Raw genomic sequence first — 14047 nt, 5'->3', positions numbered from 1 at the left:
AGGGCTTCTCGACCGTATCGGCCAGCTCAAAAACCTTCCGGTACCGGACTGCGTCATCAATCAGTCGCAGGTTACTCTCGTCCGGCGATCTGTCGGCCCGATCACTGGCCTGTCTCGCTTAAGGCAGCGCACTTCCCAGCAAGCGCAGGAAGTTCCCGCTGGCCAAGCCGCTCGCGTCTTGCTCGGTGTATCCCCGCTCGCGCATCAACTGCGGCAGCTTCTGGAGGTCGGCGATCGTCGCCAAATCCTTCGGCGTCTGCTCCCGGCCGAACGCTCCGTCAAGATCCGATCCCAGCCCCACATGGCTGGCATTTCCGGCGATCTGGCAGATGTGGTCGATGTGCTCGACCAGGTGTCGCAGACCCAGTCCGACGGACTCGGGCGTCGTCTCGCCCCGCTTCCATCCGGGGACGATCATCCACGCGTCCAAGGCCGCCCCGATGACCGCTCCGCGGCCGACTAGCAGCCGAATCTGCTCGTCGCTCAGTTGCCGCTGGTGCGGAACAAGCGACCGGCAGTTGTGGTGGCTCGCCCAGATCGGGCCGGTGAACGAATCGATCGCTTCTAAGAAGCAGGCGTCGCTCAGGTGCGTGACGTCGAGGATCATGCCGAGGCGGGCGATCTCTGCGAGCAGTTCGCGGCCGGCGGGTGGAAATCCACCGGTGGAGTCGGTTCCCATCGCGTAACGTCCCGGGCCGTAATGCGCCGGCCCGATCGCCCGCAGGCCCTGTTCGTAGGCCCGCTCCAGGTGCGCGGGCGTCTGGATTGAATCGGCACCCTCCAGGCTTAGAACATAGCCCACGGGCAACGACTGCGATTCGTCGGGCGAGTTCCAGCGGGCGAGGTGAGCGTCCAGCTCGGCCCGGCTGCGAATTGGCGTCATCTCGCCGGCCTCTTCCATGGCGCGATACCACGCGAGCTGGGCCTGTGTCATCGCCCAGGCCTGCGCCGCTGAATGCCAGCCGAAGACCGGGCTGTACGCCCCACCCTGCTTGACGCGGGCGATCTGCGTCGCGACGACCAGCCCGATTCGGCCGCGCCGAAGCTCGGGCAGGCAGACCGTGTTGCGGCCGCGGTCAGGCTTGTCGGTCATGCCTGCCTCGGCGGCACGGATCTCGGCGACGGGCCGGGTCAGGTCGCGGTTCCACTCGATCGCGTTCATCGCCAGGTCGAGGTGAGCGTCGAAAATGAACGGCGTAGAGGTGGGTGGGTTCATATAAGTACGCTCGCCAGTAAGGTCAGTCCGAGCCCGGCCACGCCGACGAGCGTTTCCATCACGCTCCAGGTTCGCAGGGTTTGGCGGACGGAAAGGCCGAGGCATTCCTTGACGACCCAGAAACCGCCGTCGTTGAGGTGCGAGAGGAAAAGCGACCCGAATGCCAGGGCGATGACGGCCAGTTCGACATTGGTACCGGGGTTCGCCGCCAGGACGGGAGCCAGGAGTGCCGAGCCGGCGGTGATCGCGACAGTGGCCGACCCGGTCGCCACGCGAATGAACGCCGCGACAAGCCAGCCGTAGACCAGTGGCGGCACATGGAGTGACCCGGCGAGCGATCCGACGGCGTCGGCCACGCCCGCATCGCGCAACACCCGGGCGAACCCGCCCCCGCCGCCGACAACAAGAATCGCCATGGCGACGGCAGCGATGGATTCCTCCGAGAACTTCAGCAGCTCGCCTCGACCAAAACCGCAGCGCGTGCCGAGGGACCACATCGAAAAGAGGACGGCGATCAGCAACGCCACGGTCGGGTGGCCGATGAACTCCGCCGATGCCCGCCAGGACGAACCGGTATCGGGCAAAAGTCCGGCGACCGTTGCGAGCAGCATCAGGAATACCGGCAACAGGATAGAGACGAGCGTCAGCCCAAACCCCGGCCGGCGGGTGAGGCGTTCGGGCAATTGCTGTCGCGCAGGCTGTGGTGCGGACGTCCCGGCTGTAACCGGAGGCGAGACGGCCGCGCCGCCATCGGGCGAATCCAGCTCCCGACCCACAAAGCGAGCCAGCACCGGCCCACACAGCAGGCAGACCGGCAGCCCCAGCACAAAACCCCAGAGCAGCACCATCCCGGTCCGGGCGTGCAACGCGTCGATCGCCACGATCGGACCCGGGTGCGGCGGCATCAGCCCGTGCATCACCGACAGGCACGCCAGGATCGGCAACGCGAGCTGGCCGGAGGGTCGCTTGGATTCTCGTGCGAGCGTTTGCAGGATCGGCAGGATCAGGAGCAGGCCGACGGTGAACCAGGTCGCCAGCCCGACCACCAGCGCCAGCGTCATCAGGCACCAGACGATCCGCTGCGGCCCGAAGGTCTGGGTAAGCCGCTCGGCCAGCACTTCGGCCCCGCGCGATTCGCCCAGCAGCCGGCCGAGCACCGCACCCAGGGCGATGACCGCCGCCGTCCCGCCGAGGGTTGCGCCCAGGCCTTCCTGAAACGCTTTGACGATGACCAACGCCGGCTTCCCCGAGCCAATCCCCACCAGCAACGCCGCCACCAGCAACGCAGCGAACGCGTTGAACTTCAGCCGGGTGACCAGCAACACCAATACGCCAATGCCGGCAGCGGCAACGGCGATCAGCGCGAGTTGGGCTTCGGTCATACCGTCACCTTTCTCGCCCGCGCCTCGATCGCCTGTCGCTCCACGACCCGGCCGGACTCGATCACCACCGCCTCGGCGTGCAGCGCGACCGTCGGGCAGATGTGCCAGGGGACACCAATCAGCATGTCCCCCACCGCGAAACGCTCGGCCTCGGCGGTTTCGATGACCAGGTGCTCTTCGCTGTGGACCAGCGCGACGGCGTCGGGCAGATCGGGGAAGATGACCCTGGGATGGGGCATCTCGGAGCCGACGGCCTTGTGGCCCAGATCCAGGCAGAGCCGGTTCTCGCCGGGCTTGCTGACGACGCGAGTCAGCAGCGTGGCGGCAACTTTGAAGTTCAGGAACGGGCACTTCGTCGCGTACCCCGCATCCCACAACACCAGCGTGCCGGGGCTGAGCTCGACATCGGTTCGCGCGGCATGGACCGGAAAGCTGGGTGTACCGCCGACGACGACACGCGGCACAGGCAGGCCCTGCCCCACCAGCGTTTCGCGCAGCTTGGTGACGGCGGCGAATGCTTTGTCGCAGGCCGCAGTCAGTTCGATGAAGTCTGCCAGATGCAGGTGCCCGTCGTAGGCGTGAAGCCCGCCGGGCCGCAGGGCGGTCGCGGCGGCGAGCTGGCGATAGAGCGCGATCGCCGCCGGACCAGGTCTGATGCCCGTGCGGTGCTGGCCGATGTCGAGGTCGATGAGCACCTCGATAGTCGCGCCGGCGGCAGCCGCATCGCTTTGCATCGCCTCAAGAGCACCGGCGTCATCGGCGATCGTGGAGAACGCGACTGCCGGAAAAGCTCGCTGCAGGTTCAGCAGCCGGGCGACATTCGGCCCCACGGGTTGCAGCGCCAAAAGGATGTCCGTCGCCCCGGCGCGGGCGCACATCTCGGCCTCGGCGATGGTGGCGCACTTGTACTTGCTGATCCCCAACGCCAACTGCTCTTTCACCAGCCAAGGCTGCTTGTGCGTCTTGACGTGAGGTCGAAGCCGCGAAACCTCGCCGGCGACGGCCACCATCCGGCGAAGGTTTTCCTGGATCGCCTCCTTCCCGAGCAAAAGCGCCGGCGACGCGACCTGCGACAGGTCGACGTCGCGTGTCCAGTCGATATCCAGCACCGGCCTGGCGTCCAGTTCGAAGATCGCTTCGATCTCGACCGCAATGTTGCCGGGAAGCGCGCCCATGCCAACCGCACTTCGCGCCCCGATTCCTGCCGCCGGCCCCCAAACCCTGGCGAACAACTCGCTGCAGCCGTTGATGACCTTGGGGTGGTCGAGAAAGTCGGGGGGCGAATTGACCATTCCCAGCAGTTTGACCACGCGCTTCACGCGGTTGAGGGACCCCAGTTCCCGCCGGAGCGTCGCGAGGATGGCCAGGCCCACCTGGGCGGCGGCGGCGTAGCCGTCTTGCAGCGAAAGGTCGGCCCCCACCCGCCCGCGAATCAGCGACCCATCGACGTTCACCGGCCCGTGTCCCGAGACGTAAGCCAACCCCGCCGCCACGACCATCGGCTTGTAAACGGCCAGCGGTTTGGGGGCGGGGGGAAGCTCCAGACCTAGTTCCAGCAGACGTGATTCGGCGGTGGGCATGTGGAGTAGCTAACCACGATCGGCAAGGTTTTCAATCGCCAACGCGAGGCACAGTACCCGGCGCGGGGCACCAGTGGCCCACCCACACTGCATCGGGCAGAGCAATTCCGGCGATCGTCGGCCAGAAGCGGTTCGGCGGCAGTGACTCTGACGTCCGCGATCTGCGTGCCGAGCGGAATCCGGCCCTCGGACGACCTTCCGTCCGTCAATATCACCTTCCCTGCAGTAGTATAAAGCATCGGCACTCCCGGGCCGAAGTTCCTTACGGAGACCTCATGGACGAAACCGCCGCACTTAAAGCCATTCCCATGTTCTCGAGCATGGACGAACAGGAGTTGGCTGGTCTTCGAAAAGTGATGGAGGCCAAGCGGTTTCTGCCCGGGCAGATCATCATTCGCGAAGGGGAAGAAGGGGCGTACTTCTACGTGCTGATGGCCGGGGTGGTGCAGTACCTGACGGCCGACGCCGAGGGCAAGGAAATCGTTCTCGACGAAGCCGGGCCCGGGTCGTTCTTCGGCGAGTTGTCGATGCTGACGGGGGAGAAGCGACTGGTGCGCGTTCGCGCCAAGGGTGATGTGGACACCCTTTCGCTCGATCGCCAGGAGTTCCACAAGTTCCTGATCGGTCATCCCCACGCCGCGATCGACGTTCTGACGGCGATCAGCCGGCGGCTCTATACGACCGACAAGCTGATCCGCCAGAGCGTCAGCCGCAACGCAAACCTCGAACTGGAAGAGAAACTCACCGCCGGCCAGAAGATCGCCGACGTCATCGCCGACTTCAGCGGGAGCATCTCGTTTCTCCTGCTCAATGCGTGCTGGTTCGGCGGTTGGCTTCTGTGGAACATGCCCTGGACGAAGTGGTGGGAGCAGCACGGCGTATTTGACGCCTACCCCTTCGGCCTGCTGACGATGATCGTCTCGCTCGAGGCCATCTTCCTGTCGATCTTCGTCCTGGTCAGCCAGAACCGCCAGACGTTAAAGGACCGGCTTGCGGCGGATATCGATCATCAGGTCAACGTGCGTGCCGAAGTGAAGACGGGTCAGGTCGTAAGCCGGCTCGACGATATTGAGCGCGAGATGCACCTGCTGCACAGCGAAATCATCCGGCACCTGAAGGGGCACAACCGCTAGTGCTGCGTCACAGCTTGATCCTGGGATTGGGTGCCATGGGCTGGCTTACTCGCCTGCCCGTGATTTCGCGCGAAGGATGTCGTACCACGGGCAGCGGAGTACCGCAGCCCATGGCACCCAATCTATCCCAAAATCAACGTGTGACAGAGCACTAGACTGGGGTCGTGAGATAGCGGGATGAAGCCTTCGATCACGCGCTTGTGGTGCGTTGGCCGCGCCTGCAGATAGCCCGCAAGGGCAAACGGCCTTTCAAATGCCGAAGTCCCGCTCGATCGCCGTCACGACCATCCCCTTGAGTTCTGCCTTGACGCGCGCGTTGGATTCGCTTGCCGCTTCAACCAGGATCTCGGCGTCGGCCTGTGTGGTGCGTGTTACGCCTGAGACACGAAACCTGCCGGGGCCCTTGATGGTGGGCGTTCGGCGGATGGGCTTTTCCGCGGGGCCGGCGGCGACACGCCCGGCGATATAGAGGAACAGTCCCAGCGCCGCGGCGACGAGTCCGAACGTGGCCGATGGCTTGACCAAGTCGTCAGTGCCGAATCGCGCCAACGCCAATGCCACCAGCATTCCCGCCGCCCCCATGAGGGGTCCTACCAGTTGCAACGCATTCATTGCCAGCTCCGTACAACACACTTAAGCAGTCTGTGAACCCGTAAAAAACCGCAGAGGCCCCGACGGCGCACGCCGTTCGTGGGAATCGGCAGGCCGGTGTAAACACGGGGCAGAATCTGGGCGCGACGACAGTTGGCCAAACGGCCGGACGACGCGCAATGGTGGCTAGCCTACGAGCCCCATAGTTCTTCGGACTTCAATGGCGTTAAGTTCACCAGCCATCGCAAGACAACGACTGGTTCCCACTCCGTATTTTGAGGCCCCGTGCGTGGGCATTGGCAAAAATGCCGGCCCAAGCCAATCGACATACCTGATTCAGTCATTAAGGAGTCGTTTGAAGCGCGTTCCCGTGAGTACATGTGTATATCAGCTCTTGATGAACCTACAAGATGTCACTTACACAGCACGGACTGGAAACATGGGTTGATAGCCTCCTGCGCGTCCGAATAACTTCGGCTGGGATCCAAGCCTCGTTTCGTTACCATTCCCTTCAGCCCAATGTCCCCAACTTCTCACGGAGGCCCGGCCATGAACCGCTTGTTGACCGTCGCACTTCTCGGCTGCCTTTTCCCGTTGACCTCGCTTGCCGCGACCGAACCCAAGATCACAAAAGATGTCCCCTACGCGCAGCCGAAAGAGCCTCGGCTGACGCTGGACATCTACGCACCCGCCGATGCCAGGAACTGTCCCGTGGTCTTCTGGATCCATGGCGGCGGCTGGCAGATGGGAGACAAGACCGATGTGAAGACAAAGCCCCAGGCGTTCATGGACAGGGGATTTGTCTTTGTCAGCACGAACTACCGCCTGCTCCCCGATGTCGATATGGGCACGCTGACCCGCGACGTCGCCAAGTCCTTCCGATGGGTGCAGGACCACATCGCCGAGTACGGCGGCGATCCGAAGCGCGTGCTGGTCGGCGGGCACTCCGCCGGCGCACAACTGGCGGCACTGATCTGCACTGACGATCGCTATCTGAAGGAAGTCGGCTCGTCCCTTGACGTCATCAAGGGGTGCGTGCCGGTGGACGGCGATACCTACGACGTGCCCGCGATCATCGAAGTCGCCGAGACCCGCAACCGCCTCCACGGCATGCCCCAACCCAAGTACGGCCACCGCGCCAAGTTCGGCGACGACCCGGCCAAGCACCGGGACTTCTCAGCCGTCACCCATGTCGCCAAGGGCAAGGGCATTCCGCCGTTCCTCATCCTTTACGTCTCGAGCCATCCCGATACTTCGGCCCAGGCGTTCCGGCTGAACAGCGTCCTGAAGGATGCCGGTGTGGCTTCGCTGGCTTTTGGTGCCAAGGACACCAATCACTCGAAACTGAACAACGACCTGGGCATGCCGGACGATCCGGCAACCAAGGCGCTGATTGATTTCGTGGCGCAGAACTTCAAGAAGTGACCGGCTCGATCCGGGCTTGAAGCCGACCGCCGATGAAATCACTTGCGGGCGATTTCGGCGGCCAGCAGCTCAGTGGCGAACAAGAGCCCCATCGCCCCGCCGCGATCGTCACGGCCGTTGATGGCGGGCCGGTCGAAGTAGTCCTTCAGCGTTTTCTGTTTCCCTGTACCCGAGCAGACGTTGACCAGCTTGCCGTCGGGGCTCGTACGCTCCTTGATCGCCCGCCACGCCAGGTCGATGCTCGGCCGAAACTCGTCCTTCTTGAGCCACCCCCGGCTGATTCCCCGCTGCATCGCAAACCCGATCATGCAGGTGGCCGAGTACTCGTCATAGCTCTCCGGGTGATCGATGACCTGGTGCCAGTAGCCGGTCGTGGCATCCTGATGCGGCTTGAGGGCGGCGAGGTGCTTCTGAAACTCGGCGATCAGGTCCTTCTTCGCCGGGTGATCGTCGGGCCAGTCGCTTAACGCCAGCGCCAGCCCCAGCGCCGGGAAGCCGTTGCCACGGCCCCAGGCGGCGTCGCAAAGGGGAGAGTGCCGGTAGATGCCGTCGGGGCGAACGCAGAGCTTCCGCATCGACGCGAAGTGCGTGACGGCGGCGTCAAAGTACTTGCGGTCGCCGGTCAGTTTGCCCGTGGCGGCCAGGATCGGCCCGGACATGAAGACGGCGTCGCTCATCTCGTTATGGAACGGCATGATGGCAAACGGCTTGCCGTCCTTGCCGAAGATCTGGTCCGCCGCCGCACGGCAGAGAACCACCCACCGTTCGCGATCCTTCCCCTCGGCCCGGTCGGCCAATGCGGCGAAGATCAGATGACCCGCCTGATCGCTGCCGGACTTGGGAACCGGCGACTTTTCGCCGGCGAGGAACGGAGCCATCACCTTGTGTACTTCGTCGGCGTACCTGGCATCGCCGGTCAACTCGCTCAATCGCAGTTTGGCAACCAGCGGTAGCGCAGGAATGTAAACCACCTGGTCGAGCTTGTGCCCGTAAACCGCCGAAAGCTGCTCGGCAACCTGGCGCGGCGTGCGCGCCAGGAGCGCATCTTTCGCAGACGGAACCGGGTCTGCCGAGACAGGCACCACCAGCATTGCGATGATCAAGGCCCGGCAGCAGAGCCGGACCAAGGGATTACTTCGCGACATCGATTGTTCCTGCCTTCCGTTGTGCGGCTCGCATCGAACCGCGTGGGGCTCGAAGTATACTCAAACTTGCCGCAGTACCCTGCCACAAGCGCCGAAGTACGGAAGGCTGCGGTTGATCCACCGTCCTTCAGAAGTACCCCTCCCGCTTCTTCTGCTCCATCGACCCCGCTTCATCGTGGTCAATGACCCGGCCCTCCCGCTCGGACCGGCGGGCGACCAGGGTCTCGGCGATGATCTCCGGGATGGTGGTCGCCGTCGATTCCGATGCGCCCGTCAGGGGATAGTCGCCGAGGGTCCGGAAACGCACGAGTTTCTGTATCGGGATTTCACCCGGCTCCAGGCGCATGCGCTCGTCGTCCACGCAGATCAGTTGCCCGTGCCGCTGGACCACCGGCCGCAACCTGGCGAAGTAAAGGTCCGGCAGCGGGACCTGCTCGCGATGGATGTACTGCCACACGTCCAGTTCCGTCCAGTTGCTGAGCGGGAATGCTCGAATGGACTCGCCGGGATTGACCTTCCCGTTGTAGAGATCCCACAACTCCGGCCGCTGACTCTTGGGATCCCACTGCATGCGGCGGTCGCGAAAAGAGTAGACGCGCTCTTTGGCCCGGCTCTTTTCCTCGTCCCGTCGCGCCCCACCGAACGCGGCGTCAAAACCGCCTCGCTGTAACGCCTGAACGAGCGATTGGGTCTGCATCGCGGCGCTGTAGGCCGGCGTCGCGTAGTCGAACGGATTGACGCCTTGTGCCAGCGCCTCCTCATTGGTGTGGACGATCAGCCTGATCCCGATCTGGGCGCAGTAGCGGTCGCGGAATGCCAGCAGATCCTGAAAGTCCCATGTCGTCGCGACGTGTAAAAACGGGAACGGAATCCGCCCCGGCCAGAACGCTTTGCGGGCCAGGTGGGCCAGGCACATCGAGTCCTTCCCGGCCGAATAGAGCAACACCGGATTCTGAAACTCGGCGGCCACTTCCCGAATCACGTGGATCGCCTCGGCCTCGAGAAGCTGCAGGTGCGAATGGCGGTAGTTCACGCGCAGACCTCCAGCAGGCGCTCGTTCTCGACCGATTCGCCGGATTCCTCAACGTTCGGGTACAGCTCCCAACCCGAGCCGGGTGTCCTGCGGTATCGCTCCTGGCCGTCAGGACTGATGGCGAACAGCCTGATCCAGCCGTGTTCGACAAGCTCCCTCACACCGGGCTGCGCGGTCAGGACGGTCTCAATCTTCTCAATCGGCGCCTCCACGATTACCTGCAGCCGCAGCGGCTCGTGGTACCAGCTCCCATCGGCGGCATGAACCGACTGCAACGCCAGTCCGGTCCGCAAATCGCCGCCGTTGCCGAGCACAACGCCCAGCGTGCCGACGCGGTTATGCAACGTCTTGTCACCGCAGCCGAACGACCGGTTATCGACGGTCGATGCGAAGTATTGCAGGTTGATCCATGAAGCGACGACGACCGGCGCGGTGAGGATCAGGGTGAGGACGACGTTGTCGGGGTCGGCTGCGGCGTCGTACTCGTGAAGGAAGGCGCGGCCGGCCAGATCAACACCCCTGGTGCGCGCCCGACGCGCCGCGATGAACGCCGCGTTGCGAGCCAGGCCCCATTCCGGGCGTACTTCCGAAGCGTCGCGCGCCCTTTGGTCGAACAGTCGGGCGAGCCGATCGGCAGGCTGGTCCGCGAGTCCGAGTGCAGTCGCCCGCTCGGCCCGGGTCGCTTCGCCGGCTGCCGAAAGCCATGTGCTCAACCGGGCCAGGTCGCCCTGGTGCGTCGCGGGCACGTTCGCGACATCAAGAAGCGTGACTTTGTCGACCGACGTGTCGTGAACGCCGGCGACAAACCAGGTGTCCTCGGGAACCACCACGCCCCGCGACCGCAGGCCGGAACGGACCATGGGGTCGTTCAGCACTGCGGCGGCAACCCGGGCGTTAATCCCCCCGCCGTGACCGCCGCAGGCGCCGCAATGCAGACCGGCGACGTGGGGGTTGTTCGCGCTTCGGCCTTCGTGTCCGCAAAGAAGGACGAGCCGTGCCAGCGGGTGATGCAGTCCCGTGTTCTTCAGGATCCCCCGCGCCAGTTCCGTTCGTGCGGCGATGTCCAGACCGAGGCCGGCACGGTCATCGGCAAGACTGAATGGCTCGCTCCCGTCTGCAGCGACCCGGTTACCTCCGACGACCGCGGCGTCGCGGAGCAGGCCGATGCCGTATAGGACGCCGAGCGTTTCGACCACGGAGAACGCACCGGCCGGTGCGGATTGCAGGTGCTTCAGAGCAGATGATCCGGTCGATCTGGACGGCTCACCGATCGCTCGCAGGCTTACCGCCGGCCGGAGCAGCACGGGGCACCGCGTACTCCGCTCGTCGCCCGACTGCCAATCCAATGAGACGCCGAAGAACCCGGCGAACCCGAGCGTCTCAACCTCACGGGACTGCGCCTCCAAGTGACGCCGCAGCGGCTCAGACCGGACGTCGATGCAGAACACCGCCTGCACGGCCGGCCGCGCGGCTGTTGCTTCCGACGGGGGATGAAGCGTCTGGAGCAGTCCGGCGACGTAGCCGTCCTCCAACGCGTCCTGAAGGGCAACCCGCGTCGACTCGTCCTCAACACTGGGCTCTGGCTCGGGTCGGGGCGGGTTCGCCGGGTGCTTTGCTAGTTCGTTTACCGCCATGTCAGCGCAGAGACGGATCGCCAGCAGTTCCGGCAGTAGACCGGCTTTGCTGTTGCCGGCGTACCAAGATGACCGCCGGAAGTACGACGCCCAGCCCAGCAGGTCGCCGAGAAGGTGGTAGAGGTAGTCCTCACGACTGGCCTTGGGCAGGTCAAGTTTGCTGAGCATCAACGCCGTCGCCGCAGCCGGCGATTCCGGAAGCCGACCGACCCACGCCCGCCAGCCTGCCAGGCCGGCGATCTCCAGCGTGCGGTCGATCGTCTCGGCCTCCCGCCAGGAGGCGAACAGACCTCGATGCGTGGCGAGCGTGCCCCAGGCACCACTGTCGGCGTCACCGGTCGCATAGACCGCGCACCACCGCGCGATCGATCGAACAACAGCCTCATTCCACCGGCTGCCCCGGGCGCGGTCGAGCCTCTCTGCCAGCGACAGGACCGGCGAGGCAGCGCGCACCGGCGCTGATTGGCGGCCTTCAAGAACCGCCTCCAGGTCTGCCGGATCGAAGCCGTGGCGGCGGGCCGAAGCGTCGAGCACCGCCTGATCGAATGCGTACTCTGCCCAGCGCTGCCGGTAATACTCGACCGGGGGCAGGACCCGGGCGCCCAGCCCGTCAGAGATCTCACGTGCCGCCTCGTCCAGGGGCCGCGAAGTGAATCCGAGAAACGGGTTCACTGCGACATAGTTCGGCAGGTCCCACAAGGGCGCAATCCGGCTGCAAACCCGCTCGACGATCAACGTTACGGACGCTTCGTCCAGAACTTCCGCATCATGGTTCATTACTTCACGCAAGTGCCACGTCCTTTCGTGCTCGAATCGGCCAGAGTCGTTCCACCGCGCGGTCCGCGACCGCGCCGAAGTAAAAGCCGTGCAGGGCGTGCACGTACAACGCCCGTCCCGCCCGCGTTCGCGCCAGGGCGGGCAGGCACGCATGGAGAACAGCCAGTCCCGCGAACGTCAGCACGGGAATACTCGCCAGCACCCACGCCCAGGACGCAGTGGGAGGTTGGATCGGGCCCAGCGCGGGAGCCAGGAACACCGTCACGCCGTGAAAGATTCCGAATGCCATTCCCGCCGCGGCAAAGGTCGCTGCGACACCCGCGACGACGCGCCAACCCACGGCTGCTGGGCCGGAGACAGATGTTCGGAAGAGCCCGACCCAGAGTTGACCGATGGCGATCGCGACGACTGCGGACATCGCCATCTCGCCGGGCGAGTGGCTCGGATCGAACCCCGTGATCGAGGAAGCCACCCGAAGAGCGGGGATGGCCAGCAGCGTGCCCAGGGCTGCAAGGGCGAGTGTCCTCACCGGCGACGCCGGGCGAACCGGTGCGGCCGACGCCGGCAGTCCGCCCGACCGCAGGAAGCTCCATGCCTTGTAGCACCCGTGCCCGACAATATGCAGAGCCGCGGCCGGGAACACAGTTAACCCGCATTGGACCATCATGAACCCCATCTGGGCGACCGTGGACCAGGCGAGTTGACGTTTGACCTTGACCTGCGACCACATCGACACCGTCCCAAGGGCGGCGGTCAAAGTGCCGATCAGCACGAGCAGCGTCAGCGCGGCTGGGGCCGTCGCCAGCAGCGGCGCGAACCGAAGCAGCAGTACGCCACCGGCATTGATGATCCCCGCGTGCATCAGCGCCGAGACGGGAGTCGGGGACTCCATTGTTTCAGGGAGCCAGCTGTGGAAGGGGAACTGCGCCGACTTGGTCAACGCGGCGACGGCCACGAGCATTGCAACCCAATCGGCGGCGCCCGTAGCTGCCCCTTCCCGGACCGCGGCAATGAAGACGTGAAGATCCGTAGTTCCCCAACCGCGCCAGATCAGCGCGATCGCCGCGAGCAGCGCCACGTCACCCAATCGGCTGATGACAAACTTCTTACGCGCCGGAGCCAAGGCCTGCGGCCGATCCGGATAGAACGTCAGCAGGCGGTGTAATCCGGCACTGGTCAGCGACCATGCGGCAAACAGCAGCAGCAGGTCAGTGGACAGCACAAGGGCATAGGCAGCGCACACGGTGATCAGGAGCCATCGCAGGAACCGGCGGCGGCCTGCGGCATCGTCGAGGTACCGTGTCGAGAACCGGTAAGTTGCGGCCCCGACCAGACCGACGAGGAGCGCCAGTGTTGCACTCAGCCGGTCGATGGTGAATCCGGCAACCTTCAGCGGCTGCGGCCAAGCCGCCTGCCACGCGACCGCTGCCGCCGCCGCGCCGGCCAGTACCAACGCCACAAACATCCCCCCGCCACTTGAGGACGAACGTCGCCGGACAGAAAACATACGATCTCCAATATGCGATACACAATTTACGACATAGTTGTCGCGTATTGTTTATCGCGAATATTTCGGCGTGTCAACTGCAGAGGGCAACTGTCGGGAAGAATCGGAAATTTCCCGCCATTGCCAGGCCGATTCGGATCGCGCGGCAATGCGAACCCGGCGTGGCCAGGCCATCAAGATGGATTCAGAAATCAGGCAGATGGAAGTGATGAACCGATGCCGCGAGAGTCAGGGCCGGGCCTTCGACCGGCGACGGACGGACGGTTCTGAAGACCCGGACTTGCCTTTCGGGGCCGGGTCGGACTTGCGCAGGACCAGTTCGAGCAGCGCACCGACTTCGGTATGCGCTTCAATTGGGTGTCGCAAGGGCAGTTCCGGGTGAACCCGGTAGTGATTACGCCGCCCGACGCGCTCACGCTCGATGTATTTCGCTTCCTCGAGATCGGCAACGATCCGCTGTACCGCACGCTCGGTAATACCGACCCGGTCTGCGACGTCCCGAAGCTTGGTGCCCGGGTCGGCGGCGATCAGCAACAGAACGTGGGCGTGGTTGCTCAGAAACGTCCACCCCGGCGTGGTGGTTGTGGCGTGGGACATGTTCACGCGGTCGAACCTCCTCAATCT

The 14047-nt window shown here is 64.7% G+C and carries 11 protein-coding genes; 2 read left to right on the top strand and 9 right to left on the bottom strand.

All coding sequences use genetic code 11. The features are described from left to right. Positions 1 to 118: 118 nt before the first annotated feature. From IPV69_RS26810 to IPV69_RS26800, 3 genes are read right to left on the bottom strand one after another with little or no spacing between them, the layout of a single operon-like run. Positions 119 to 1216: a dipeptidase gene (locus IPV69_RS26810; protein ID WP_206292807.1), complete on the bottom strand. Its 1098-nt coding sequence runs from the start codon at positions 1214 to 1216 to the stop codon at positions 119 to 121. Next, on the bottom strand, positions 1213 to 2598 hold the full coding sequence (locus IPV69_RS26805) for a GntT/GntP/DsdX family permease (protein ID WP_206292806.1): 1386 nt from the start codon (positions 2596 to 2598) through the stop codon (positions 1213 to 1215). The genes IPV69_RS26810 and IPV69_RS26805 overlap by 4 nt, the downstream gene beginning before the upstream one ends. Next, the gene (locus IPV69_RS26800) at positions 2595 to 4178 is read right to left on the bottom strand and encodes an Atu1372/SO_1960 family protein (RefSeq protein WP_206292805.1); all 1584 of its coding nucleotides are present in this window, start codon (positions 4176 to 4178) and stop codon (positions 2595 to 2597) included. Before IPV69_RS26800 ends, IPV69_RS26805 begins: the two co-directional genes overlap by 4 nt. 275 nt (positions 4179 to 4453) lie before the next feature. Between IPV69_RS26800 and IPV69_RS26795 the strand changes: the two genes are divergently transcribed. After that, positions 4454 to 5311 (top strand): DUF1003 domain-containing protein, encoded by an 858-nt coding sequence (locus IPV69_RS26795; protein WP_206292804.1) that lies wholly within the window; start codon positions 4454 to 4456, stop codon positions 5309 to 5311. Positions 5312 to 5560: 249 nt separating this feature from the next. On the opposite strand, the gene IPV69_RS26790 is transcribed toward IPV69_RS26795, so the two are convergent. After that, complete coding sequence (locus IPV69_RS26790) at positions 5561 to 5923, bottom strand: hypothetical protein (protein WP_206292803.1); 363 nt, start codon at positions 5921 to 5923, stop codon at positions 5561 to 5563. A 528-nt stretch (positions 5924 to 6451) separates the two neighbouring features. On the opposite strand from IPV69_RS26790, the gene IPV69_RS26785 reads away from it, so the two are divergent. Beyond that, entirely contained in the window at positions 6452 to 7327 is an 876-nt protein-coding gene (locus IPV69_RS26785) for an alpha/beta hydrolase (protein WP_206292802.1), read from the top strand. A gap of 38 nt (positions 7328 to 7365) precedes the next feature. On the opposite strand, the gene IPV69_RS26780 is transcribed toward IPV69_RS26785, so the two are convergent. The 5 genes from IPV69_RS26780 to IPV69_RS26760 form a co-directional block, all read right to left on the bottom strand. Beyond that, positions 7366 to 8472 carry a glycoside hydrolase family 88 protein gene (locus IPV69_RS26780; RefSeq protein ID WP_206292801.1) on the bottom strand — a complete coding sequence of 369 codons (1107 nt, stop codon included), beginning with the start codon at positions 8470 to 8472 and terminating at the stop codon, positions 7366 to 7368. Between the two features lie 127 nt (positions 8473 to 8599). Beyond that, entirely contained in the window at positions 8600 to 9505 is a 906-nt protein-coding gene (gene cysD / locus IPV69_RS26775) for a sulfate adenylyltransferase subunit CysD (RefSeq protein WP_206292800.1), read from the bottom strand. Next, positions 9502 to 11916, bottom strand: coding sequence for a DUF2309 domain-containing protein (locus IPV69_RS26770; protein ID WP_206292799.1), 2415 nt, complete (start codon positions 11914 to 11916; stop codon positions 9502 to 9504). Before IPV69_RS26770 ends, cysD begins: the two co-directional genes overlap by 4 nt. Positions 11917 to 11920: 4 nt before the next feature. Next, on the bottom strand, positions 11921 to 13375 hold the full coding sequence (locus IPV69_RS26765; RefSeq protein WP_206292798.1) for a proton-conducting transporter transmembrane domain-containing protein: 1455 nt from the start codon (positions 13373 to 13375) through the stop codon (positions 11921 to 11923). 276 nt (positions 13376 to 13651) lie between these two features. Then, a complete protein-coding gene (locus IPV69_RS26760; protein ID WP_390884438.1) occupies positions 13652 to 14020 on the bottom strand; it encodes a helix-turn-helix transcriptional regulator in 369 nt (122 codons plus the stop codon). Between the last annotated feature and the right edge of the window lie 27 nt (positions 14021 to 14047).

Source organism: Humisphaera borealis, from assembly GCF_015169395.1.
Lineage (GTDB): Bacteria > Planctomycetota > Phycisphaerae > Tepidisphaerales > Tepidisphaeraceae > Humisphaera > Humisphaera borealis.
This window is presented reverse-complemented; position numbering and strand designations above follow the sequence as displayed.